We start from the raw sequence: 18,519 nt of genomic DNA, 5'->3' as shown, positions 1-18,519 counted from the left end.
CTCGCCTATTCAGGCGAGGTAATCTCCATCATCTTTTAGTTGTGAAGAAACTGCCACCTTTTTTATTGATATACCCATCCAGCCCATATCGTGCCGCATCCCAACAATGGTTGTTAGCATCTTCGATAACCGGCAGAACCTCACCCGTAATTCGGTCGGTTTTGTAGGAATAGAGCCGGGCTTCTTTTGCGGTATGTTTGCAGCGCGGGTGAATAATGATCCGCTTAAATCCACGCAGGAATGTGATGCCATCCTCAACACTGCCCGGCCATTTTTTAGCGGCTGAGATATTAAATCCCTGCCGCCTGAGATAACTGATTGTCTCCGGTCGCGCTGAGTCGGCTTTGATAGGCCATTTTCGCGCCTCGGGTATTTTGTCGTAAAACGCCGGCATGTGGTCGAGTTCTACCCCAATACCGTAAGCCTCGTATTCGATATAGAGACAGTCATCTAAGATAAACTGACGTAGTAATGTATTCGGGTCTTTGGCAAAACCAAAATCAGCGCCGAATAATAGGCGATCGGCTTTCTTCCACAGGTCATCAGGAAATTCCTTGATAACGTATTTGTTCGCCAATACCTGCTTATCGGAGTTCTCCAGATAGGCGCCTTCCCATATCCATGCGTAAGTTGCGCTGTCTAACCTTTCCTGATCGTTAACGCGTTCCTGCTCCAGTACATCAGGGAACCACGGGTTATCGTCGTAGTTCATTTCAACAATGCAGGAATTATCTGGCGGCGTTTTGCGAAAGCGTTTATCGGTCGGGCTGCCGTCAATTTCAGGGTTCCACGTCACCCAGATTTCTGAACCCTCTTCGCGCACAGTCGGGATCAGCTTTCTCCATGCCGTTTCAGATACAGACTCAGCCTCATCAATCCACGCTATTAAAATACGGGCTTTGGATTTGATGCTGTCGAGGTTATGCCTTAGTCCGGCAAAAACATAGCTCACGGATTTGCATTTCGTCCGAATATATTTCTCGCCAATATCGTAGAAATCAGCCAGCCACGGCACCGCGCGGATAGCTTGTTTCACTTCCTCCATTGAGGACTCTTCCAGGGAATTCATGTATTCACGGGCGCAGAGGATAACGCCGGACTGCCCGTTCTGAGCGGCAATATAGCCTCGAATGGCGGTCATTAATGCAAACGTTCTAGTCTTAGCTGATCCACGCCCCCCGTATGAGCCACGATAACGATAGTCGCCACTGAATACCGGAATGAGTTTGGGCGGGAGTTCAATTCTCGCTGTCGTCATGCTGACCTCCGGCAACCAGCACTATTTTAGACGGTTGCGGGGACATCGTGCCATCAGTTGAACTTAAATCAACTTTCTTCGCCGCATCCCACCCCATCAAATCAGCCAATTGTTTGATTGCGGCTTTCGGGTCGTGGAGTTTTAACTTGATGCCGTCCTTGCCCGTGGTCAGTTCAGAGATAGCGCTCAGGGCTGCGGGGTTCTGCAACGCACTATCTTTGAATTGCCATGCGGCCTGGTATACCGGCCTGCCTTCGTCGTCTTCCCCTATCTGGCTGTTACGGAACTCAGCAATATCATGGAGTGAGACACGCCCCATTGCAGATAACCGCTCTAGGGCTTCCTGACGGCTCATAACCGCATCGGAGACCGCTTCTTGGTTCATGGCATCGAGAAAGGTTTTGACGTTAGGATTTGTTAGGATTTCACTTGCACAGGATCTTGCTGTGTCCTCTGTCTTTGCCTTTCCGCCCGCATTGCGATAGGCATCTGTCTGATTCAATCCCTTTAAGATACCTAACACGAATTTCTGCTGAAGCTTCGTTAAGGCATCAAAAAGAACCTTTTGCTCGTCTGTGAGCTTGATTTTCTTTTGTGCCATTTCGTTGTTCCTTATTTCGAAAACAGTCCGCCGCGCCCACTCTCGCGGGCAACAAACTGGCGTAGTTCATCACGGACTATCTGGCGGATAGGGTTGTCGTTGTTTATCTCAGTGGGCTGCACCGAGCAAACTCGTTCCATTAGCTCTGCTATATGTTCCAGTTGTGATTCGAGCCAGCTCAATGTTTCAGTGTCATATTTGATACCAATGGTGATGTTGTGCGTGGCTATGGTTGTACGCTGTGTCATGTTCTGCTCTCCTGTATTCCTGTTATGTGAGTGACCTGCTGGAAATATCAGAATCGACTGACACGCTTATGCAAAATCTCAGAATACCCTTTCATTGCTGATAGCTGCATAGCTAGCAGAACGCGATCAGTCTCGTCTAACCCGTTATAGATGGCACCCCCGATGAAATCAGACAGTTTTTCAATTTTGCTATCGAGTTCAGCTAGTTCATCTATGACGCGTTGTTGATATGGTTGCATGATATTTTCTCCGATCATTTAAAATAAAAATGCCACCAGCCCGCATGCGTTGGGTACGCGGCAGGAACGGGTGGCGGCATGGGTATTCCTTTAACCACTCAAGGGAGTGGGTAAAAAAATATTCTGTTTAGTTTCAAATGTTAATCAATTGTTAAGAATTATTCGCTTGTTTTTGAGTAGAGATAGGGTTACTAGGGTTATCGTTCGTTGGTGTAGTTAATGATATATGGTGAGTAAAATGAAAAAATATCTTCTTCTTTGCCTAGTAGCAGGCACGACTCTTTTAGCTTCGATGCAGACTTATGCTACTATCTGCTTACCTTTTGCTTGGTCACCCATAGCATATGCAGAGTGTATGGCTACCTGTTTTGTGATAGAGTCGGATCGACCAGCTAGTTACTGTGCATAATAACAATCAAGCAGGAGACAGGATGACTCCTGCAACCCCAGTATCATTTGCTCTGGGGTTCTGTTTTATGTCAGTCTTTCCACGTAATCACTTTTTCCGCCCACATCTGGGCGTCCATAATGCGACGTAGCGCCTCGTTGTGAATCATCAGCGATTCGTCAGTCGTTGCACTATCCATACTGTCATGTACTAAATCAATTAGTTCAGCGGATTTTTGTTTTACCGCATCAACCAGAATATTACCGCCTGGGTTAACACTAATACCTACCAATTTTTGTCCTAATGTCATACTCATAGAGAACACTCCGTTTTTATGTAATCCTGCAAATATTTTAATTTTGCGAGGTCGTTGATGATATTTTCTCGGATATCGAGAACAGTTGATCCAGTTGCTCCAGAGAGTTCGACGGTGGTTGCATCGACCACGCTGCTGGAGGTAACGGTGTTAGGCACGGAGGGGCAATTTGCTTTGATGCGCAGCTTGCGACGGCCAGCGGCAACATCAGCCCGCAAAGTGTCAATTTCAGTCTTTGCATTTGCCAGTTCCTGAGTGTGTTTGGTATCCAGTTCAGCCAGCTGTTTGAGGCGCGTTTGTTGTTGGGTATTGATGTCTATCTGTTCTGACAGGGATTTGCCTAATGCAGCATTCTCACCGATGAGTCGTCCGTTCTCTGCATACACTGAGTTGATGAAATGGACAACCGTTCCTATCAGCCCAATACCAACAATCGCAGCCATCATTTTTAGTTTCATAGCAACTCAAATGCCCGCGTGAAAATATCATCAGAATACGGTTGCTGACCGTTTTCCATTCGAATCATGGCTTGAATCAGAGCTGTCATGGTGGGTTGATGATTGATATCAATCACTGCATCGCTGGCAATACCAACCGCCTGACTCACATAATTAATGTATGCCTCAGTGTCATTCTCATTGGGTGGTGCCCAACGGGTAATGATTTGGCGGATAGTATTCAGGCCGTATTTGCGTTCATAATTACGCAGAATTTTCAGCATGGCTCGTATGCCATATTCTGGTGAGACAAACTGACAAAATGATTTATCTGTTTGGGTATCACTTAACCCCTGCCATTTATCCCCGTGGCGAATGTTGCCCGGATTGTGATTGCGTATGCCTCTGCTCATCGGTTCACCCCAAATTTATTTTTGAGAAAAATGAATACAGATTCGATAATCGCCCCAATTTTTTTGGTGCCTAAAAATCCGATGAACACCCCAAAAAACTGCGCCAGACTGAGCGGTAAATTGGCATATTCCAGTGCGGTAATAATCCCGATACTGATAAACGAACAAATCGCCGCTTCAGCCAATGACGCCATCCAACCCGCGCCATCTCGTTTCTCACGCGTAAATGCGGTTACCGCCGCCAGCAACATTCCCGCAATGAGCGGGGCATTTATCATTATCCAGTCCCAGGCATACGCCCAAAACTCTGTGTTTTTTTCAGTCATGCGCATATTCCACCCCATCTGAACAATGGGCGTCCGTGGGGTGAGATAGTCGCCCCTGTGAGTTAGAGTTAATAGGTTGCCAGCCGCAATGCATGTATACGGAGGTACTGAGAGTGATTGCGGTGGCAAATATGAAAAAGGCTACGCCGGAGCGCAGCCTAGAATTAAAATCCTTCGAACTCATCTTTCATGATGTCTCTCTATACCAATTCGAGGTGTTGCTCGAAATGGTTAAATACAAAATTGGTGACTGCCAAAAAGCAAAAAACCCCACTTGATTTAGTGAGGCTATGGAATTCAGGCAAGATCACCTAAGAGTCAATTACGGCAATCTTACCAAGAATTATTGCTCATTTGCTCATTGATGTCAACGCGTTCTATGCAATCTTTTTAATTTTCTCTACACGTTTGCGAGTTTTAAACGCATTTTGCAGAGGTTGATACAACAGATAGACACTCGCGTTTAAAATTTCATCCACCTCACGACGACATGTGCCACGAGATGGTTTCATTAATCTCCCTCCTGAGCGAGTCATCATTTTGCGGGGCTTTGCAGTCCGGTGATAGTACGATGCAATTGACAGTTTCGAGGCGCCATGAGCGTAGTAACTCAGCAAAATACCGTAGGCAGTCTGGTCAATGCACATGACGGCATCAACAACCTGAGATATCAACATGCCATCATCATCATTGCACATTGGTCTATCACGTCCATTGTGGGGTTCTACGCTCAGCATGAATTTATAAATCATGTTCACCTGGCGCTTATCGATTCTGCCACTGTAAACCCATGCTCCCCACAAATTTAACCATGGCTCAATCCAGTCGCGCTGCTCTTTCGTGAGCATTCTCTCTCCAATATAACTCATTTTACCCCCGGCAATACTGTGTGATAACCATCACTGGCAGTGCTAAACATGATCCTGACGCCCTGCATAACATCACCAACCACAATGGCGCGGTCTTTACTCTGGATAATGTTGTAATCCCTGCCATATTTCTCTTTTTTATGTCTGGCATCTTCGATAGCCTCATAAAAATCATCGAAAATAATGTTCATGCCGCCTCCATATATTCGCGTTTCCGTCGCTTTTCGTAATATCGGGCGCGGCGGGTGAATATCTTTTTCACCCGCTTTAGGTACTCGATATTGAATTTACGCGGCTTATTGTTTGATTCGAGAGCCTCAACCTTGCTGAGACCGATCCGTTTGATGAGCCTGATGCGATACTCAACTACGTTACCACTGAGCTGGCGATTACATCGGGTACATGATGAATGGACGTTAAAAACGTTAAATCTGAGATGTGAGGCCGAACCTCTTGACCTGTAGTGACTAGCATCAATAGCGCTACCAGTCAGATAATTATTAGACCCTACCAATTCACAGCCACAACTAATGCACTCTTTACCATGGTCTCTGGCGCGTATGTATTTATTAAACGCTGCCTGAGCCTCTTTCTCCCAGTCAGATTGTGATTTCAGGTTTTCTTTTCTAGCTTTCAGATCCTGGCGCTCAATAGAACGCTGGCGACGCAATGCTTTCTCAGCTTTACGCTTGGTCTCTATTGCCGCGAATTTTATTGAACAATTGACTGAGCAGACTTTTTGATTGGAACGATATGGAGTGAATTCAGTAGAACATATTTTACAGGTCTTGGGCTTCGGCGTTTTTGCCTTTGCCACCCTATCCCCCTAAAACTATTCCCATAATCATGGTGACTGTTACCCAAAATAATATGAATGCGAGGTATTTCATTTCCCCACCCTCGCCCAATTAAACAATGCATTAATTGCCAGATACACAATGGTAAATGTACAGAATTCTGATAATGTCAGCTTCAGACAGAAAATCGCATCATCCAGTGTTGGACGTTGCCAATTCACGATACTGTGGAAAAATAAAAATATTGAATTTGTCGCTAATAGTAAAAATCCAATCAGTAAAATAAATGTTAATTTACTCACCGCTCTTGCTCCTCATTACATTTGCACCTGCAACCCTCTAAATGATATGGGAATGCGCTATCCAAATCAGAAAACCAACTCCTACAAATTTGGCAATACAACGTTTCCCACGGCACGCCATACCAATCCATCCATTCTCTAATCTGTGGTGATATGGGGATTGGCGGTATGCAGCTAATATCAAAATTACGCAGACTCAGTTCTGCCTGAGCCAGGCTCAAACGATGGTTAGTACTACTAAGAGTCTGCCTCGTTATCAGTAACTGCTGGCGTAATCGGTAGTTGTCCTCGCGGAGTTCACCGATTAATTTATTTGGGTGCTGAGAGATATTTTTAACATCCATCCTGCCTCCGTTTGAGTTAAATCCTGTGACCGTAATAATTCAGCGCGTAGCGTGTCTCTGTGAGTTTTACGCCCTGACATATAGCCCATGCCTGTGAATATTCAATTAAGCTGCTCATGCGCTTTATACCCATTTTGGCGGTGCTCTCTCTTGCCAGTGGCACTAGTTCACCTTCCAGCCCTGCGATTATCTGCCCCTCTTTCCCAGTCGCTTTTGCATGACCGGAGACGAAAATACATTTCCATTCCTGTGTGCTCCATGTATCACCAGACCATTCAATACCCTGTTTAGAGACGTCACCACATAACGCATGGAACTTGTCGTTCTGCGGTAGGGTTCGGCTTGAGTCTGAGATAGTGATTTGAATGGGGAATTCGTCGTTGAAGGGTAGATTATCGAGAGTGGCTATCAGGTTTTTGAGTATGCGCGCATTCCGTAGCAGAAAGATCTGCTTATCCACCTGACCTCCGTTATTTGCCCGATTAAAACGCCTTACCGCCAGCTTTAGCGCGGTTCTCTCGTTTATGGTCTGCGCGCTGCCTGTTGTATGCTAGTTTTTCAGCAATCGCGCCCTCAATGTCATAACCAAATGCTGCTGCATAATCCAGAATGCGAATAACAGCATCGGCTAATTCAACCTCTGCCATCGGCCTGTGTGGTAGATGATCGTCCATTAAATTTTTACGTTCACCCTCCATTGCTTCACTAATTTCAGAATGAATTAAACACAGTAAAGTTCCCCGTTCGCGAGGTTTATCCCACCAGCCCGCTTCAACATTCTGCTGATGGATTTGTTTCTGTAGTCCAGTGATATTCATTGTCATACCCCCTCCAATAGCTCATCAGGAATATCCACCTCATCACCCGACTGAGCAGCCACTACCGCGCGACAGATGGCGATTTGTGGTGTGTCGCCTGTTTGTGTTTTAAAAATAGAAAAATCATCAACTAGCACCGCTCTACAATTTGCCACCCAATGATCACCTCTAAATGCCATGTGGGTTAAATCATCAATGTATTTCTCAATCAACTGCCCGCACTGTTCCCAATCGGTTGATGGGGAATACTCAGTTATTATTACTATTTCCCAGCGTTGGGCTATAGCCACGGCATAATCCAACGCCAGCCCCGTCAGTTCACTCGTTTTTAGTTTCATTTCAATACCTCCAGTAGTGCTAACCGATAAAATACATATCCTCGTGGATAGCACCGAACAACTTTACGATGCAAATGCCGATCTTTTCCGATATTAAATGGGCGACATTGACGACGCCGCCGCAAAATCGCCGCGGATTGCTGATCATGGGGTGTTTCCCATCCCTCTTTATGGAAAATTATCATCTCAAAATCCTTATGGTGGGGTTATTTAATTTCACCGCCGAGCGCGTCAATTAGACTGTCGAGCATCCGAGACAGTTCACCGGAGAACAGCACAAAATCCGCATCGAATCGTTGAGCAACGTCTTCAGGATCAATGTCGTCATTCTGTTCGCGTAATACTTCGCTGAACTTGATTTTCTTGATGGCAAAATCATCAGACAAAGCAAACTGAATGCGTTCTTCCCAATCCAGCGCTAACTTAGTGACATATTTCCCCGATTCAATGTGCGTTGCTATTTCCTCGGATACCAAATCCTGTTTCTTACAGCGAATCACTCCACCCTCTTCCAGGATCGCTTTCAGCTCAGCTTCGTCCTGCAACATAAACTCTTTTGGCAACTCGTTTTTACTCACCCAATCAGTCAGTGTTAATTCGATGGGATTAGCGAGCATCATCGGCGTGACAGGCAGTGAGCCTAACGTTTTCCGCAGGAGTGCTAATGCATCCTAGGCACGTTTTGCACTATTGGCATCAACAACAATTCGCTGATTGTCGTTATCAATCCAGAGGTAGGTCTGGCTGAAACGACTGAAAGCTCTCGGCAACAGAGTGTGAATCACTTCATCTTTCAGCGAATCTTTCTCGGCTTTTTTCAGTTTCCGATGCTGTTCACCTTCCAGGCGGGCTATTTTGGCCTGTAACTCTTTTTTGATGACCGATGAGGGTAATATTTTTTCTTCACGTTGCATGCAAATCAGGATTTGATCCCCTGCTGCATGAGTCAACGTTTCACCGTGAGAGCCCATTGGAGAACCCCAACCCGTTTTCGTCATATCCTGACTGCCACACTGGGTGAATGCCAGTGCCGACAATTGAGTTTCCAGTGTTTCCGCTGAAATTTGAATGTCACGAGTCATACGATAGACCATCGCATTTTTGAAAAAATTCATATTAATTTCCTTTTGGCTGATTATTTGCTGATAGCTTTTAGTCTTTCGTCATAGAATTGGTGCTCGTACTCTTGCAGGGATAGATTGCAGCCTAAATTGCGCTTTATCAGCCACAAATTCATTATCACAGAATCTTCATCTGACGAAGTATATTTTTTCTCAATTTGAACAATAGGTTCGGGTATTTTCTCACCGCCCTGAATACGTTTCGTCATTGCCATCAACTCACGGCTACAGAGTTTTCGTACCTCAGAATCTGTTAAATTCTGACGAATCATATCTGAGTGAATTTTGGTCACCATCCAGTAGCAGGCATTAGATTGCCACTCGATATCACGCCAGCCGCGATGATTACAATAATCACGGAACATGTCGTAAAGCCCATCTTCGGTTGGCAATCCGAGTGCTACAGCTTCACCCTGTTTGCACCACTGGACGAATTGACCAGGTGACGGCCAGAACGGGGACACGCTGGCTCTCGCCTGTCGCATACCTGCCGATAGTTGTTCTCTGGTACGAATACCGTTCTCGGCGAATGCGGCGATCCATTGCTGTTTAGCTAACGCCTCGTCAGATTCATTCCGTAAATTAGTCTGTGTCGCAGCAGGGAATACCTGTTTCAGTTGCCTGAATAACGCATTAACCAGTCGCTCTGCATCCTCATTCACCACTGGCTGGCTGTTAGATTTTTGTCCCTCTGACAGCCGAGACAGAGCAGCGCCATCACGATTTTTAATGGCGTTAACCAGATTACGATTCATATAAATCCATCCCATGCGTCAACAGTGTTCCAATTGCTGGATGTTTCTGAATTGGAGTGAGATTTTCGGTTTGGTTGTGTACTCTGCGATTCGAGCGTGTCCCATTTTTCCCGCAGTTTGGCCGGTGACAGGATGTTGCAGTACCAGAATGAATCCTGATTGGCCCATTTGAACAAACGGCAGATTTCCGAATGGGTTCGATTATCGGACTGCCTCATCAGTCGAATATCATTCGCCCATGCCGCCCAGTTAGGCGTTTTAGCATTCGGTCTAACAACCAGAATCTTCTGATAAATCCACTCCGCAGTTTTCAGGTCGTCTGCTGTTCCCCACTTATTGCCGTTAGGTGAACTCACCTCAGCATCAGGATGAACCCTGCCAGGCGATTTAGATTTTCTCGGACGATCATTAAATACGTTAGTATTTAATATATATTCTTGTTCATGATGTGCGGCCTTATGTGCGCCTTCATGTGCGGGGGCATCCTCTGAGGCCGCGCCATTACTGGCCTCGTCATGTGCGGAGTCATGTGCGGCTCTATGTGCGGGTAAATCGTCTGTTTTTTGAGCATATTCACTGTAATTTGTGATAGTTATCACGGTACCTTTATGCTTCTCCCCTTCGATGGTTATCATTCCCTCACGAACAAAAACAGCCAGCATTCTATTTACCGCATCTCTACTGGTTGGCCTATTGTTCCTATCGCACAGGTTTAGCCCGAGGTCAGCAGGAGTAGTAACCAATTGACCAGCCTTTAAGTGCCAGATGTTACCCTTGAAATTCGCTACGTAATCACCTTTCTGGGCCTCAAATAACAAATTTTCCCACAGTGTTCTGAGGAACACATCTTTAGCCCATGACTTATTTCTGATGCTCCTGTACAACGGGATGAACCCTAATTTCTGGTTGTCCACCCTATTGCTCCTGATTTTTTTAGCCGTATTGAAATCATAAACCTCCGCTGTATTCATACGACCTCCCTATCACTCATTCGATTTTTCATGTATAATTACCTCTGTGAAATGTGTATTTTTGAGACCTCAGTTGTTACAGCAACTGGGGTTTTTCTTTTCCCGCCCCTCGTTCATTTTTGTTCACTCCTAAATTAATTTCATTAATGATTCATTTAATAAATAAACAAAAAAATCAGCTATTCTAGATAGATGATGGTTACAATGGGGTAGTAATACTCATTAAATATGGGGTGATTTGATCTAACCCGATTTAGGTTGGTTATGTTTAGCCTACCAATACGGGTTGATTGATAGGGACTCCCCACACGGGCGGGGCATTCATTGTGAAGCGCTATTGCTAACTAAAAATCTTTACTTCTAACTAACTTATCTAGCGGTATTCCTAATTTTTCATGTATTTGTGCATATCTTGAGGGAGGTATATATCCCTTTTTGATCCATTGGCGAACCGCTTGATCCTTAATGCTTAACATTCTGGCTAACGCAGGCACACCACCAGCTTTTTCTATTGTTATATCCAGTATGTCCATAAATTTTTCCTTTTCTACTATCAACAATAAATAAAATACAAGGGATACTTTAAAAAAGCAAGTTTTACTTGCTATTAAAGTAAAAGCCTTGCTTGTATATTTGAGGTATGAAAACAATGCACGAACGAATCAAGCAAGCTCGGCTTGCAAAAAAACTAACTCAGGCTGAATTAGCTGAGAGGCTAGGTATTAGCCCACAATCTGTACAGCAATGGGAATCCAGCACTGAACCCAGAAAATCAAGATTAACAGCATTAGCCTCAATCCTTGATGCTGATGTGAATTGGCTTTTGTTTGGTGAGTCTATTTCACCACCCAAAAAAAATGATATAGAGCAACTACCACCTGAACAGGAATGGACAACGATTTCCCCCTGGGATAGTAGAACGCCTCTAGATAATGACGAAGTAGAAGTTCCATTCCTAAAGGATATAGAGTTTGCATGTGGGAATGGCGGGTGTATTAATGTGGACTATAACGGATTCAAATTACGGTTTTCAAAAGCAACCCTAAGAAGGATCGGTGCTCCAACTGATGGCTCTACAGTCCTCTGCTTTCCTGCAAAAGGCGACAGCATGGAACCGGTTATTCCAAATGGAACAGCAATAGCAATAGATATTTCTAATAAAAAAATTATCGACGGAAAAGTATATGCAATTGAGCAGGATGGACTAAAGCGCCTTAAATGTATTTACAGGCGCCCAAAAGGAAAGCTTCTTATCAGAAGTTACAACCGTGATGAATACGAAGATGAAGTCGCGGATGAAGATCAGGTGAGCATTATCGGGAGAATGTTCTGGTACTCCGTTTTAGATTACTAAGGTTATTTTAAATTACTAAGGTTATGGAATGGAAAATTTTAAACAAAAACTTAAGCATCACGTTGAACATGTTAAAAATGTAGGAGAGCACTGCTCCACCGAAGAAACAACCAAACAGGCTCTGATATTACCATTCTTGGATATTCTCGGTTTTAGCCCATACGACCCGCAAAAAGTGAAAGCCGAATATGGTGCGGACTTTCCAGGGGTAAAAGCCAATGAGAGAGTCGACTATGCTCTATTTTGCCAAGGCGTGCCAGTTATGTTTATAGAAGCCAAAGGCTATAAAGAAAAAATAGAGAATCATTGCCCGCAACTATCCCGTTATTTTAATTCAACACCAGAAGTAACAATATCTGCCATAACTAATGGGCAAGAGTGGCGTTTTTTCACAGACCTAAAACAAAAGAATGTCATGGATCCATCTCCATTCTTACACATTAGAATGGACGAGATAAGCGATGCTGACGCTAGTCAACTGTACAGATTCAGGCATGACAAATTCAAGCCTGAAGCGCTGCGTACTCTGGCGGAGGAAAGCGTATATCTTTCCGCATTTACAAAAACTATCAGTTCAAGCTTACGAGATGTAGATAGCGAATTTGTCAGGTACGTTGCAAGCAGATCTAATGTAGAAAGACAGTTAAATCAAAGATTCATAGAGTCAATCACGCCGTTAGTGAAGCAAGCTGTCGAAAAGTCAGTTAGTGCTATGGTCGTTTCAGGGCTATCAAGCAAGCACCTACCAATCGATGAGATCCCTAACGATGATAAAGAGCTTTCTGTGGAAAACTCTGAACCTGATATGCTCATAGATCCAGATAATCCAAATATAATAACAACAAAAAATGAGCTGACCTTATTTGAAAAGGTTAAATCAGTAATAGGTGAAGAGGTTGATCTGAAATATAAAGACACTGAATCTTATTTCGGTATACTTTATCAAGGTAAATCAAATAGATGGATGATAAGGTACTTCGATAAGAAGAATAACCCTTACATCCAGATACCTATCGAACTAACAGACATATTACTGAATGAAATCAATAGAGCGGGGTTATCTGCTAATAATTCACGTATATTTGTAGAAGCGCCGGAGGATATATTAAGGATAACTGGAATTATTTTTGATGCTCTTGAATTCGTAAAGAATGACGATAATTTCAGAAAAAAATCACAATAATAGTACCAGCCACCAGATGGTGGCTTTCTATAACACCTACCAATTTCCCATCTAAAACGCCACGTTGCTCACATTTCAAGCAATCAATAAAAATTAATTCTCTTTTAAAACAAGATAATATAAAGAATTTTGGTATTTTTATTGCCCATTCAAACAAGTATTACTTGTTTTTATAAAGTATTGCTTGTATATTTTATACATCGAACAGGCAGGACGCCCACGAAGTAGCCGCTACCGGCATATGAAGAGGTAGATGATTCGATAAGAAGCACAAAAGAATTAAAAACCGTAGTACCTACAATGAATGCTCCGCCCGTGTGGAGAGTCCCTACCCAAAGTGATTTTTGGGGCGTGGTTAGCAGAGTCTAAGGATAGACAGAGTCGCTGAGAATTTTGCGCACCTCTAAATGAGTTACGCAAATTTTAAACAGCCTCACAGTTCATTAACTGCGCCCCAAAACTTACTAATGGGGTAACTAAAATGGAAAATGTCATTGTTTTGTCTAAAACAGGTCGTTTGAACTCACGGATGCGCCGTTATATGGAACGTGGCGATCTGATTACTCATCACCGTTTAGAAGAACATATCCGCCAATCTGAAATAAAAGCACTGGAAAATATCATTGATCAGGCGTTCGGCGTTGAAACTTCACCTCGCAAGGTGCTCACTCTCAAGCGCAAATCACAAAATGACAGTGCGAACGTCATCGCTAGTTTAATTACTCAAGTTAAAGGTGATGAAACACAAGATCCAACGCCCAGTTTTGATAATTGCTGCATGAGTGACGTCGCACTCTATTCAACCACCACCCCCTCCCGCCGTCGTCTGGAATCGGGAGAGGTGACTGCCAGGGTTTAATTTCGGGGCATGGCAAAGAAGCCCGCTATTTTAGGTTTAACCACATAGTTTGAGTTGCATCCATGACAAGTCAATTCATAACAAGAAGTATCTTTAGGCTGAAGTATCGATATTACACTGTCGCTTGCGCACTTTGTACATACATAATGAGGGGGCTTATCCTGATGAATGGATGCATCATAAGAGTAAACAAACGCGCCCGTTTCAAATTGATGTGGTTTATATTTTTTAAACTCACGATGAAAATATTTGGAGCGCTTGATTTTTTCTTGAAGCTCAATGATAAGCTGTCTACTCGCTTGTCTGTCCTCCTCAAGCGTGACGATTCTTTCATATAGCTCAGATGACTTATCAATCATTTCCTGAACTTGTTTTCTGACTTCATCGTCAACTTTTTTATCAAAAATTTTCTTACCAATACCAGATATATCTTTCACGATATTCCATGTAGTACTAATAGGCATTTCAATTATTCTCACTTCTGTAGGGGTGAGATAATTTTAACTGATTTCTCACTGTAGGGGTACAGTGGAACCACTGCCGCCTGAGGTGGTTAAATATTCAGGCACATTAAATTAATAATTACAGTGAGGGTGTGATGACCGAATACGAAATCAACCGCATGAAATCTGAGATAGCTGAACGGATGGAAGCGCTGGAATTTTTACGGGATGAAATAGGCCACTTCCCTGATTACATGGAAAACATCTATACAGGTCGATTATTTAAATCGTGGAGATTTATAAAATCACTGGAAAATGAAATTTTGTTTGCTAATTGTATCCAACCACCAATAACAAAAAGAGAGTTCGATTTAGTAGTTGGTGGTGTTTGACTAACTCCAGCTCATTTCCGAGTGGGCTGTGGTGAGTTACTCTGATATATTCATGGATTCGGCAATGGGATTCATGAGGGAATATGTGTGTTAGTAGATGAAATATATAGCGTTGAATGGTTCAAGATTATGTTTTTGATGTGTTGGTGGTTAACTTTCCCTGCCGGAGTGTTATCTATGTATATAGGATGCACATCTAAGAACAAAATAGTTAAAGTTATATGCGTGCTAATAGCATTAGTATTTTTGGTTCCTACACTAACATTATTATGCATGGAATAAAGTTTTAAATAATAAACTCAAACAAACACCAGCCTCGCCAATGCGGGGTTTTTTATTACCTGAATATAGGAAAACAAAAATGTTACAAATAACACTGACAACACAACAAATATTATATATCTGTGATTTCATTGGTATTGAATTCACGCAACCAGAACCAGAGGAACTGTCAACTGAAATTACCATTATGGATAATATGGAAATAGAGGAAAATGGGAAAACCTATACAGGGTTAGGCGTGTATCAGACCGAATATCCAGAGGAAGGGGCAATGGCATTGGAGGATGATAATGGCTAAACATATACACGCTGATTTAATGATGAAAGCAGCGGAAATTGCGCAGGAAAATGAAAATTGGGGGGAGCATTTCCAATGGCGGGAAAATACTGGCGAGGAATGGCGCGGTTGTGGAGCGTGTTTTTCGTTCTGGTCTAGTCATGAATATCGCCTAAAACCCCGAACCATCAAAATTGGGAAATACGATATCCCGGAACCAGTGAGAGAACCGCTGGCAGCGGGGCAGCGATATTATATTCCAAATATTTGTATGGTAACTACCTCGTATACCTGGAATTGGGTTGGTAATTCAATCGACACTAGTTTTTTAGAAAACGGACTAATCCACCTCGACCGTGAATCTGCTGAAATACACGCCCGCGCACTCATCGCTCTAACCGCAAAATAACAACCAACACCAGGGAAAAATCAAATCATGAATGCTCGCAGAGCCTTAGCACTCTTTGCGCGGCATGAGGCTGCTTTGTCTCTGCATCTCATGCTGCCTGACTGGGATATCGCCAACTGTTATTTGAAATTAGTGTATGGGAGGTAACTATGGCATTAAAAATTGTTCTCGATGATAACCGATTCAGGGTTGAGTCTAACGGACGAGGCGGAACCATATTAATCATTGATGATGATACCAAATGGCAATTGGTAGGTAGCGGCAGGGAAATTATGCTCAATAGCATCTATTTGGAGCGTGAGGATATTATTTCAGTGCTCAATGACCATTATCAGGATGAGGAGGTTACCGCATGAGACAGTTCGATTGCGATCCCGGCTGGATGCAGGACGAAGCCGAAGAACGCCGCAGGGAAGAAGCGGCATATCAGGATGCTGTAGAGGCAGATCTTAGAGAAGAGGCGGAAGAAACTGTCTTAGGGTTTATCGATAACCCCCTTTCGGAAGAGGCTAACAAAATTCTGGGTCCCATCTTTAAGAGCAATCCGGCTGCATGGGACGTCTTCGTCGCGGCACTGGATGCCATTGTGATGATGGATTTGAAAGATAAATCAATGGGGAGAACAACATGACACCCGGTATCTACTACGACATTTCCAATGAGGACTATCACAAGGGTGCGGGGATAAGCAAGTCTCAACTGGACATTATAGACCAAGCTCCGGCCGAATTGATATGGCAAAGGAACGCCCCTGTTGATGAAGAAAAAACAGGGGCCTTGGATATCGGTACAGCTCTGCATTGCCTGCTGCTTGAGCCGGATGAGTTTCAAAAACGATTCAAAATAGGGCCGGATGTAAATCGCAGAACCAGCGCAGGAAGAGAGCAAGAAAGAGAGTTTCTTGAAATGTGTGAACGGGAAAATATCACGCCAATAACTCATGAAAATAACAGGAAATTATTAATCATGAGAGATAGCGCAATGGCGCACCCAATTGCCAAATGGTGTTTAGAGTCAGCAGGGCACGCAGAAAGTAGCATTTACTGGAACGATTACACAACCGGGGTTTTATGCCGCAGTCGGCCGGATAAACTCATTGAAACTCACCACTGGATAGTTGACGTGAAAAGCGCTGCCGACATGGAGAAGTTCGAAAAGGATTTTTACAAATATCGCTACCATGTACAAGATGCATTTTATTCTGATGGCTATCAGGATCTGACCGGAGAACCTCCTACGTTTGTTTTTCTGGTTGTCAGCACCTCGGTTAATTGTGGTCGTTATCCAGTCAGAATTTTCATTATGGACGACCAAATCAAAGGCGCAGGCCGCGCATCCTACCAACGAAATCTAGAAACCTACGCTGAGTGCCTGAGAACCAACGAATGGCCCGGCATTAGAACGTTGTCACTGCCCCGCTGGGCTAAGGAGTTAAGAAATGACTAACACCCCACCATTAGCACAAGCTGATTTGCAGAAAGCGCAACCACAAACTAAGGTTGCCGCCACCAAGGATCAGGCACTGATTCAATTCATTAATAAACCCAGTATGAAAGCGCAACTGGCTGCCGCACTTCCTCGTCATATGGCACCAGATAGGATGATAAGGATTGTCACCACGGAGATCAGGAAAACCCCGGCGCTCGCCAACTGCGACATGCAAAGTTTTGTTGGTGCTGTCGTTCAGTGCTCGCAGCTTGGGTTAGAGCCGGGTAGTGCGTTAGGTCATGCCTATTTATTACCGTTTGGTAATGGGAAATCCAAAACGGGCCAGTCCAACGTTCAATTGATTATTGGTTACCGAGGAATGATTGACCTGGCTCGTCGCTCAGGTCAAATAGTTAGTATTTCAGCTCGCACTGTTCGCGATGGTGATCAATTCCATTATGAATACGGATTGAATGAGAATCTGACCCACATTCCCGGAGAGAATGAGGACGCACCAATAACCCATGTCTATGCCGTGGCTCGACTGCAAGATGGAGGTGTTCAATTTGAGGTCATGACAAGAAAACAAGTTGAAAAAGTCAGAGAAAAAAGCAGCGCTGGTAACAACGGCCCGTGGGTAACTCACTGGGAAGAAATGGCGAAAAAGACTGTTATTCGTCGATTATTTAAATATCTGCCTGTTTCTATCGAAATGCAAAAAGCCGTCATTCTGGATGAAAAGGCAGACGCTAATATCGATCAGGATAATGCCGCAATATTTGAGGGTGAATTCGAGGAGGTAGGAAACGATGGCTAGTCGTGGAGTTTGTAAAGTTATTTTAGTGGGTCATTTGGGGCAAGACCCGGAAGTTCGCTATCTACCGAATGGCGGTGCAGTTACCAATATCACCCTGGCAACGTCTGAGAGCTGGCGCGATAAACAATCCGGCGAGATGAGAGAAAAAACCGAATGGCATCGGGTTGTGATATTCGGCAAACTGGCAGAAATTGCCGGGGAATATCTGAAAAAAGGCTCTCAGGTTTATATTGAAGGCGCTTTGCAGACTCGCAAGTGGCAGGATCAGAGCGGCCAAGACCGCTATACCACCGAAGTTGTGGTTAACCCTATCGGTGGCACAATGCAGATGTTGGGCAGCCGTAGTTCAGCGCAGGATACACCCGCACAAGGTGGTTGGGGACAACCACAGCAGCCACAGGCATCTCAGCAATTCAGCGGTTCTCGTCCGGCGCCAGCGACACAGAACAACGCGCCGCCAATGAATTTTGACGATGATACGATTCCATTCTAGCCCCATTCAGTAATCCAAATACCACCTCATTAACTAACGCT

The 18,519-nt window shown here is 44.0% G+C and carries 32 protein-coding genes and 1 pseudogene; 11 read left to right on the top strand and 22 right to left on the bottom strand.

Annotated elements, in window-relative coordinates:
• Positions 1-28: 28 nt before the first annotated feature.
• The 21 genes and pseudogenes from XPG1_RS06330 to XPG1_RS06230 form a co-directional block, all read right to left on the bottom strand.
• Entirely contained in the window at positions 29-1,258 is a 1,230-nt protein-coding gene (locus XPG1_RS06330; protein WP_045958320.1) for a PBSX family phage terminase large subunit, read from the bottom strand.
• Positions 1,239-1,859 carry a terminase small subunit gene (locus XPG1_RS17465; protein ID WP_045958319.1) on the bottom strand — a complete coding sequence of 207 codons (621 nt, stop codon included), beginning with the start codon at positions 1,857-1,859 and terminating at the stop codon, positions 1,239-1,241. Before XPG1_RS17465 ends, XPG1_RS06330 begins: the two co-directional genes overlap by 20 nt.
• An 11-nt stretch (positions 1,860-1,870) precedes the next feature.
• Positions 1,871-2,107: a hypothetical protein gene (locus XPG1_RS06320; protein WP_045958318.1), complete on the bottom strand. Its 237-nt coding sequence runs from the start codon at positions 2,105-2,107 to the stop codon at positions 1,871-1,873.
• Positions 2,108-2,154: 47 nt separating this feature from the next.
• Positions 2,155-2,346, bottom strand: coding sequence for a crAss001_48 related protein (locus tag XPG1_RS06315; RefSeq protein ID WP_045960535.1), 192 nt, complete (start codon positions 2,344-2,346; stop codon positions 2,155-2,157).
• A gap of 479 nt (positions 2,347-2,825) precedes the next feature.
• Entirely contained in the window at positions 2,826-3,050 is a 225-nt protein-coding gene (locus XPG1_RS06310) for a hypothetical protein (protein ID WP_045958317.1), read from the bottom strand.
• Positions 3,047-3,508, bottom strand: coding sequence for a lysis protein (locus tag XPG1_RS17985; RefSeq protein ID WP_052708263.1), 462 nt, complete (start codon positions 3,506-3,508; stop codon positions 3,047-3,049). Before XPG1_RS17985 ends, XPG1_RS06310 begins: the two co-directional genes overlap by 4 nt.
• Positions 3,505-3,900, bottom strand: coding sequence for a structural protein (locus XPG1_RS06300; protein ID WP_045958315.1), 396 nt, complete (start codon positions 3,898-3,900; stop codon positions 3,505-3,507). The genes XPG1_RS17985 and XPG1_RS06300 overlap by 4 nt, the downstream gene beginning before the upstream one ends.
• Positions 3,897-4,226 carry a phage holin, lambda family gene (locus XPG1_RS06295; protein WP_045960298.1) on the bottom strand — a complete coding sequence of 110 codons (330 nt, stop codon included), beginning with the start codon at positions 4,224-4,226 and terminating at the stop codon, positions 3,897-3,899. Before XPG1_RS06295 ends, XPG1_RS06300 begins: the two co-directional genes overlap by 4 nt.
• Positions 4,227-4,603: 377 nt before the next feature.
• Positions 4,604-5,095, bottom strand: coding sequence for an antiterminator Q family protein (locus tag XPG1_RS06290; protein WP_045958314.1), 492 nt, complete (start codon positions 5,093-5,095; stop codon positions 4,604-4,606).
• Positions 5,092-5,286, bottom strand: coding sequence for a hypothetical protein (locus XPG1_RS06285; protein WP_045958313.1), 195 nt, complete (start codon positions 5,284-5,286; stop codon positions 5,092-5,094). The genes XPG1_RS06290 and XPG1_RS06285 overlap by 4 nt, the downstream gene beginning before the upstream one ends.
• Positions 5,283-5,912: a recombination protein NinG gene (locus tag XPG1_RS06280; RefSeq protein WP_045958312.1), complete on the bottom strand. Its 630-nt coding sequence runs from the start codon at positions 5,910-5,912 to the stop codon at positions 5,283-5,285. The genes XPG1_RS06285 and XPG1_RS06280 overlap by 4 nt, the downstream gene beginning before the upstream one ends.
• A 69-nt stretch (positions 5,913-5,981) precedes the next feature.
• Positions 5,982-6,194, bottom strand: coding sequence for a hypothetical protein (locus XPG1_RS06275; protein ID WP_045958311.1), 213 nt, complete (start codon positions 6,192-6,194; stop codon positions 5,982-5,984).
• Complete coding sequence (locus XPG1_RS06270) at positions 6,191-6,538, bottom strand: hypothetical protein (protein ID WP_045958310.1); 348 nt, start codon at positions 6,536-6,538, stop codon at positions 6,191-6,193. The genes XPG1_RS06275 and XPG1_RS06270 overlap by 4 nt, the downstream gene beginning before the upstream one ends.
• Before the next feature lie 16 nt (positions 6,539-6,554).
• The gene (locus XPG1_RS06265) at positions 6,555-6,998 is read right to left on the bottom strand and encodes a recombination protein NinB (RefSeq protein ID WP_045958309.1); all 444 of its coding nucleotides are present in this window, start codon (positions 6,996-6,998) and stop codon (positions 6,555-6,557) included.
• Between the two features lie 22 nt (positions 6,999-7,020).
• Positions 7,021-7,362 (bottom strand): nucleoside triphosphate pyrophosphohydrolase family protein, encoded by a 342-nt coding sequence (locus XPG1_RS06260; RefSeq protein ID WP_231853060.1) that lies wholly within the window; start codon positions 7,360-7,362, stop codon positions 7,021-7,023.
• Positions 7,359-7,694, bottom strand: a complete 336-nt coding sequence (locus tag XPG1_RS06255) for a phage protein NinX family protein (RefSeq protein ID WP_045958307.1) — start codon at positions 7,692-7,694, stop codon at positions 7,359-7,361. The genes XPG1_RS06260 and XPG1_RS06255 overlap by 4 nt, the downstream gene beginning before the upstream one ends.
• Complete coding sequence (locus XPG1_RS06250; protein ID WP_045958306.1) at positions 7,691-7,879, bottom strand: hypothetical protein; 189 nt, start codon at positions 7,877-7,879, stop codon at positions 7,691-7,693. Before XPG1_RS06250 ends, XPG1_RS06255 begins: the two co-directional genes overlap by 4 nt.
• A 21-nt stretch (positions 7,880-7,900) precedes the next feature.
• Positions 7,901-8,809 (bottom strand): annotated as a pseudogene (gene rdgC, locus XPG1_RS06245) (recombination-associated protein RdgC).
• A 20-nt stretch (positions 8,810-8,829) separates the two neighbouring features.
• On the bottom strand, positions 8,830-9,570 hold the full coding sequence (locus XPG1_RS06240; RefSeq protein WP_045958305.1) for a replication protein P: 741 nt from the start codon (positions 9,568-9,570) through the stop codon (positions 8,830-8,832).
• Entirely contained in the window at positions 9,567-10,541 is a 975-nt protein-coding gene (locus tag XPG1_RS06235; protein WP_084717275.1) for a phage replication protein O, read from the bottom strand. The genes XPG1_RS06240 and XPG1_RS06235 overlap by 4 nt, the downstream gene beginning before the upstream one ends.
• A 344-nt stretch (positions 10,542-10,885) precedes the next feature.
• Complete coding sequence (locus tag XPG1_RS06230; RefSeq protein WP_045958304.1) at positions 10,886-11,074, bottom strand: YdaS family helix-turn-helix protein; 189 nt, start codon at positions 11,072-11,074, stop codon at positions 10,886-10,888.
• Positions 11,075-11,181: 107 nt separating this feature from the next.
• On the opposite strand from XPG1_RS06230, the gene XPG1_RS06225 reads away from it, so the two are divergent.
• The 3 genes from XPG1_RS06225 (at position 11,182) to XPG1_RS06215 (ending at position 13,937) form a co-directional block, all read left to right on the top strand.
• Positions 11,182-11,895, top strand: coding sequence for an XRE family transcriptional regulator (locus XPG1_RS06225; protein ID WP_045958303.1), 714 nt, complete (start codon positions 11,182-11,184; stop codon positions 11,893-11,895).
• 28 nt (positions 11,896-11,923) lie between these two features.
• Positions 11,924-13,078, top strand: a complete 1,155-nt coding sequence (locus XPG1_RS06220; RefSeq protein ID WP_045958302.1) for a type I restriction endonuclease — start codon at positions 11,924-11,926, stop codon at positions 13,076-13,078.
• A 481-nt stretch (positions 13,079-13,559) separates the two neighbouring features.
• The gene (locus XPG1_RS06215) at positions 13,560-13,937 is read left to right on the top strand and encodes a transcriptional antitermination N peptide (protein ID WP_045958301.1); all 378 of its coding nucleotides are present in this window, start codon (positions 13,560-13,562) and stop codon (positions 13,935-13,937) included.
• Here the strand turns inward: XPG1_RS06215 and XPG1_RS06210 are convergent.
• Complete coding sequence (locus XPG1_RS06210; RefSeq protein WP_157879412.1) at positions 13,934-14,401, bottom strand: magnesium transporter CorA family protein; 468 nt, start codon at positions 14,399-14,401, stop codon at positions 13,934-13,936. The two genes, XPG1_RS06215 and XPG1_RS06210, sit on opposite strands and share 4 nt — an antisense overlap.
• A 134-nt stretch (positions 14,402-14,535) precedes the next feature.
• Between XPG1_RS06210 and XPG1_RS06205 the strand changes: the two genes are divergently transcribed.
• The 8 genes from XPG1_RS06205 (at position 14,536) to XPG1_RS06170 (ending at position 18,478) form a co-directional block, all read left to right on the top strand.
• Complete coding sequence (locus XPG1_RS06205) at positions 14,536-14,772, top strand: hypothetical protein (protein ID WP_045958300.1); 237 nt, start codon at positions 14,536-14,538, stop codon at positions 14,770-14,772.
• 361 nt (positions 14,773-15,133) lie between these two features.
• Positions 15,134-15,352, top strand: a complete 219-nt coding sequence (locus XPG1_RS06200; protein WP_045958299.1) for a hypothetical protein — start codon at positions 15,134-15,136, stop codon at positions 15,350-15,352.
• The gene (locus XPG1_RS06195) at positions 15,345-15,740 is read left to right on the top strand and encodes a hypothetical protein (RefSeq protein WP_045958298.1); all 396 of its coding nucleotides are present in this window, start codon (positions 15,345-15,347) and stop codon (positions 15,738-15,740) included. The genes XPG1_RS06200 and XPG1_RS06195 overlap by 8 nt, the downstream gene beginning before the upstream one ends.
• 149 nt (positions 15,741-15,889) lie before the next feature.
• A complete protein-coding gene (locus tag XPG1_RS06190) occupies positions 15,890-16,096 on the top strand; it encodes a hypothetical protein (RefSeq protein WP_045958297.1) in 207 nt (68 codons plus the stop codon).
• Positions 16,093-16,371 carry a hypothetical protein gene (locus tag XPG1_RS06185; protein WP_045958296.1) on the top strand — a complete coding sequence of 93 codons (279 nt, stop codon included), beginning with the start codon at positions 16,093-16,095 and terminating at the stop codon, positions 16,369-16,371. The genes XPG1_RS06190 and XPG1_RS06185 overlap by 4 nt, the downstream gene beginning before the upstream one ends.
• Complete coding sequence (locus XPG1_RS06180) at positions 16,368-17,186, top strand: PD-(D/E)XK nuclease-like domain-containing protein (RefSeq protein WP_045958295.1); 819 nt, start codon at positions 16,368-16,370, stop codon at positions 17,184-17,186. The genes XPG1_RS06185 and XPG1_RS06180 overlap by 4 nt, the downstream gene beginning before the upstream one ends.
• The gene (gene recT, locus XPG1_RS06175; RefSeq protein WP_045958294.1) at positions 17,179-17,985 is read left to right on the top strand and encodes a recombination protein RecT; all 807 of its coding nucleotides are present in this window, start codon (positions 17,179-17,181) and stop codon (positions 17,983-17,985) included. Before XPG1_RS06180 ends, recT begins: the two co-directional genes overlap by 8 nt.
• Positions 17,978-18,478: a single-stranded DNA-binding protein gene (locus tag XPG1_RS06170; protein WP_045958293.1), complete on the top strand. Its 501-nt coding sequence runs from the start codon at positions 17,978-17,980 to the stop codon at positions 18,476-18,478. Before recT ends, XPG1_RS06170 begins: the two co-directional genes overlap by 8 nt.
• The last annotated feature ends 41 nt before the right edge of the window (positions 18,479-18,519 follow it).

This window comes from Xenorhabdus poinarii G6, assembly GCF_000968175.1.
Taxonomy (GTDB): Bacteria; Pseudomonadota; Gammaproteobacteria; order Enterobacterales; family Enterobacteriaceae; genus Xenorhabdus; species Xenorhabdus poinarii.
Note: the sequence above shows the minus strand (reverse complement) of the source record. Positions and strands in the feature narration are given on the sequence as shown.

What these genes read in the sequence shown, in the direction of transcription:
- XPG1_RS06330 (WP_045958320.1), bottom strand. Translation starts at nt 1,258, where the DNA reads ATGACGACAGCGAGAATTGAACTCCCGCCCAAACTCATTCCGGTATTC.
- XPG1_RS17465 (WP_045958319.1), bottom strand. Translation starts at nt 1,859, where the DNA reads ATGGCACAAAAGAAAATCAAGCTCACAGACGAGCAAAAGGTTCTTTTT.
- XPG1_RS06320 (WP_045958318.1), bottom strand. Translation starts at nt 2,107, where the DNA reads ATGACACAGCGTACAACCATAGCCACGCACAACATCACCATTGGTATC.
- XPG1_RS06315 (WP_045960535.1), bottom strand. Translation starts at nt 2,346, where the DNA reads ATGCAACCATATCAACAACGCGTCATAGATGAACTAGCTGAACTCGAT.
- XPG1_RS06310 (WP_045958317.1), bottom strand. Translation starts at nt 3,050, where the DNA reads ATGAGTATGACATTAGGACAAAAATTGGTAGGTATTAGTGTTAACCCA.
- XPG1_RS17985 (WP_052708263.1), bottom strand. Translation starts at nt 3,508, where the DNA reads ATGAAACTAAAAATGATGGCTGCGATTGTTGGTATTGGGCTGATAGGA.
- XPG1_RS06300 (WP_045958315.1), bottom strand. Translation starts at nt 3,900, where the DNA reads ATGAGCAGAGGCATACGCAATCACAATCCGGGCAACATTCGCCACGGG.
- XPG1_RS06295 (WP_045960298.1), bottom strand. Translation starts at nt 4,226, where the DNA reads ATGACTGAAAAAAACACAGAGTTTTGGGCGTATGCCTGGGACTGGATA.
- XPG1_RS06290 (WP_045958314.1), bottom strand. Translation starts at nt 5,095, where the DNA reads ATGAGTTATATTGGAGAGAGAATGCTCACGAAAGAGCAGCGCGACTGG.
- XPG1_RS06285 (WP_045958313.1), bottom strand. Translation starts at nt 5,286, where the DNA reads ATGAACATTATTTTCGATGATTTTTATGAGGCTATCGAAGATGCCAGA.
- XPG1_RS06270 (WP_045958310.1), bottom strand. Translation starts at nt 6,538, where the DNA reads ATGGATGTTAAAAATATCTCTCAGCACCCAAATAAATTAATCGGTGAA.
- XPG1_RS06260 (WP_231853060.1), bottom strand. Translation starts at nt 7,362, where the DNA reads ATGACAATGAATATCACTGGACTACAGAAACAAATCCATCAGCAGAAT.
- XPG1_RS06255 (WP_045958307.1), bottom strand. Translation starts at nt 7,694, where the DNA reads ATGAAACTAAAAACGAGTGAACTGACGGGGCTGGCGTTGGATTATGCC.
- XPG1_RS06250 (WP_045958306.1), bottom strand. Translation starts at nt 7,879, where the DNA reads ATGATAATTTTCCATAAAGAGGGATGGGAAACACCCCATGATCAGCAA.
- XPG1_RS06240 (WP_045958305.1), bottom strand. Translation starts at nt 9,570, where the DNA reads ATGAATCGTAATCTGGTTAACGCCATTAAAAATCGTGATGGCGCTGCT.
- XPG1_RS06235 (WP_084717275.1), bottom strand. Translation starts at nt 10,541, where the DNA reads ATGAATACAGCGGAGGTTTATGATTTCAATACGGCTAAAAAAATCAGG.
- XPG1_RS06230 (WP_045958304.1), bottom strand. Translation starts at nt 11,074, where the DNA reads ATGGACATACTGGATATAACAATAGAAAAAGCTGGTGGTGTGCCTGCG.
- XPG1_RS06225 (WP_045958303.1), top strand. Translation starts at nt 11,182, where the DNA reads ATGAAAACAATGCACGAACGAATCAAGCAAGCTCGGCTTGCAAAAAAA.
- XPG1_RS06220 (WP_045958302.1), top strand. Translation starts at nt 11,924, where the DNA reads ATGGAAAATTTTAAACAAAAACTTAAGCATCACGTTGAACATGTTAAA.
- XPG1_RS06215 (WP_045958301.1), top strand. Translation starts at nt 13,560, where the DNA reads ATGGAAAATGTCATTGTTTTGTCTAAAACAGGTCGTTTGAACTCACGG.
- XPG1_RS06210 (WP_157879412.1), bottom strand. Translation starts at nt 14,401, where the DNA reads ATGCCTATTAGTACTACATGGAATATCGTGAAAGATATATCTGGTATT.
- XPG1_RS06205 (WP_045958300.1), top strand. Translation starts at nt 14,536, where the DNA reads ATGACCGAATACGAAATCAACCGCATGAAATCTGAGATAGCTGAACGG.
- XPG1_RS06200 (WP_045958299.1), top strand. Translation starts at nt 15,134, where the DNA reads ATGTTACAAATAACACTGACAACACAACAAATATTATATATCTGTGAT.
- XPG1_RS06195 (WP_045958298.1), top strand. Translation starts at nt 15,345, where the DNA reads ATGGCTAAACATATACACGCTGATTTAATGATGAAAGCAGCGGAAATT.
- XPG1_RS06190 (WP_045958297.1), top strand. Translation starts at nt 15,890, where the DNA reads ATGGCATTAAAAATTGTTCTCGATGATAACCGATTCAGGGTTGAGTCT.
- XPG1_RS06185 (WP_045958296.1), top strand. Translation starts at nt 16,093, where the DNA reads ATGAGACAGTTCGATTGCGATCCCGGCTGGATGCAGGACGAAGCCGAA.
- XPG1_RS06180 (WP_045958295.1), top strand. Translation starts at nt 16,368, where the DNA reads ATGACACCCGGTATCTACTACGACATTTCCAATGAGGACTATCACAAG.
- recT (WP_045958294.1), top strand. Translation starts at nt 17,179, where the DNA reads ATGACTAACACCCCACCATTAGCACAAGCTGATTTGCAGAAAGCGCAA.
- XPG1_RS06170 (WP_045958293.1), top strand. Translation starts at nt 17,978, where the DNA reads ATGGCTAGTCGTGGAGTTTGTAAAGTTATTTTAGTGGGTCATTTGGGG.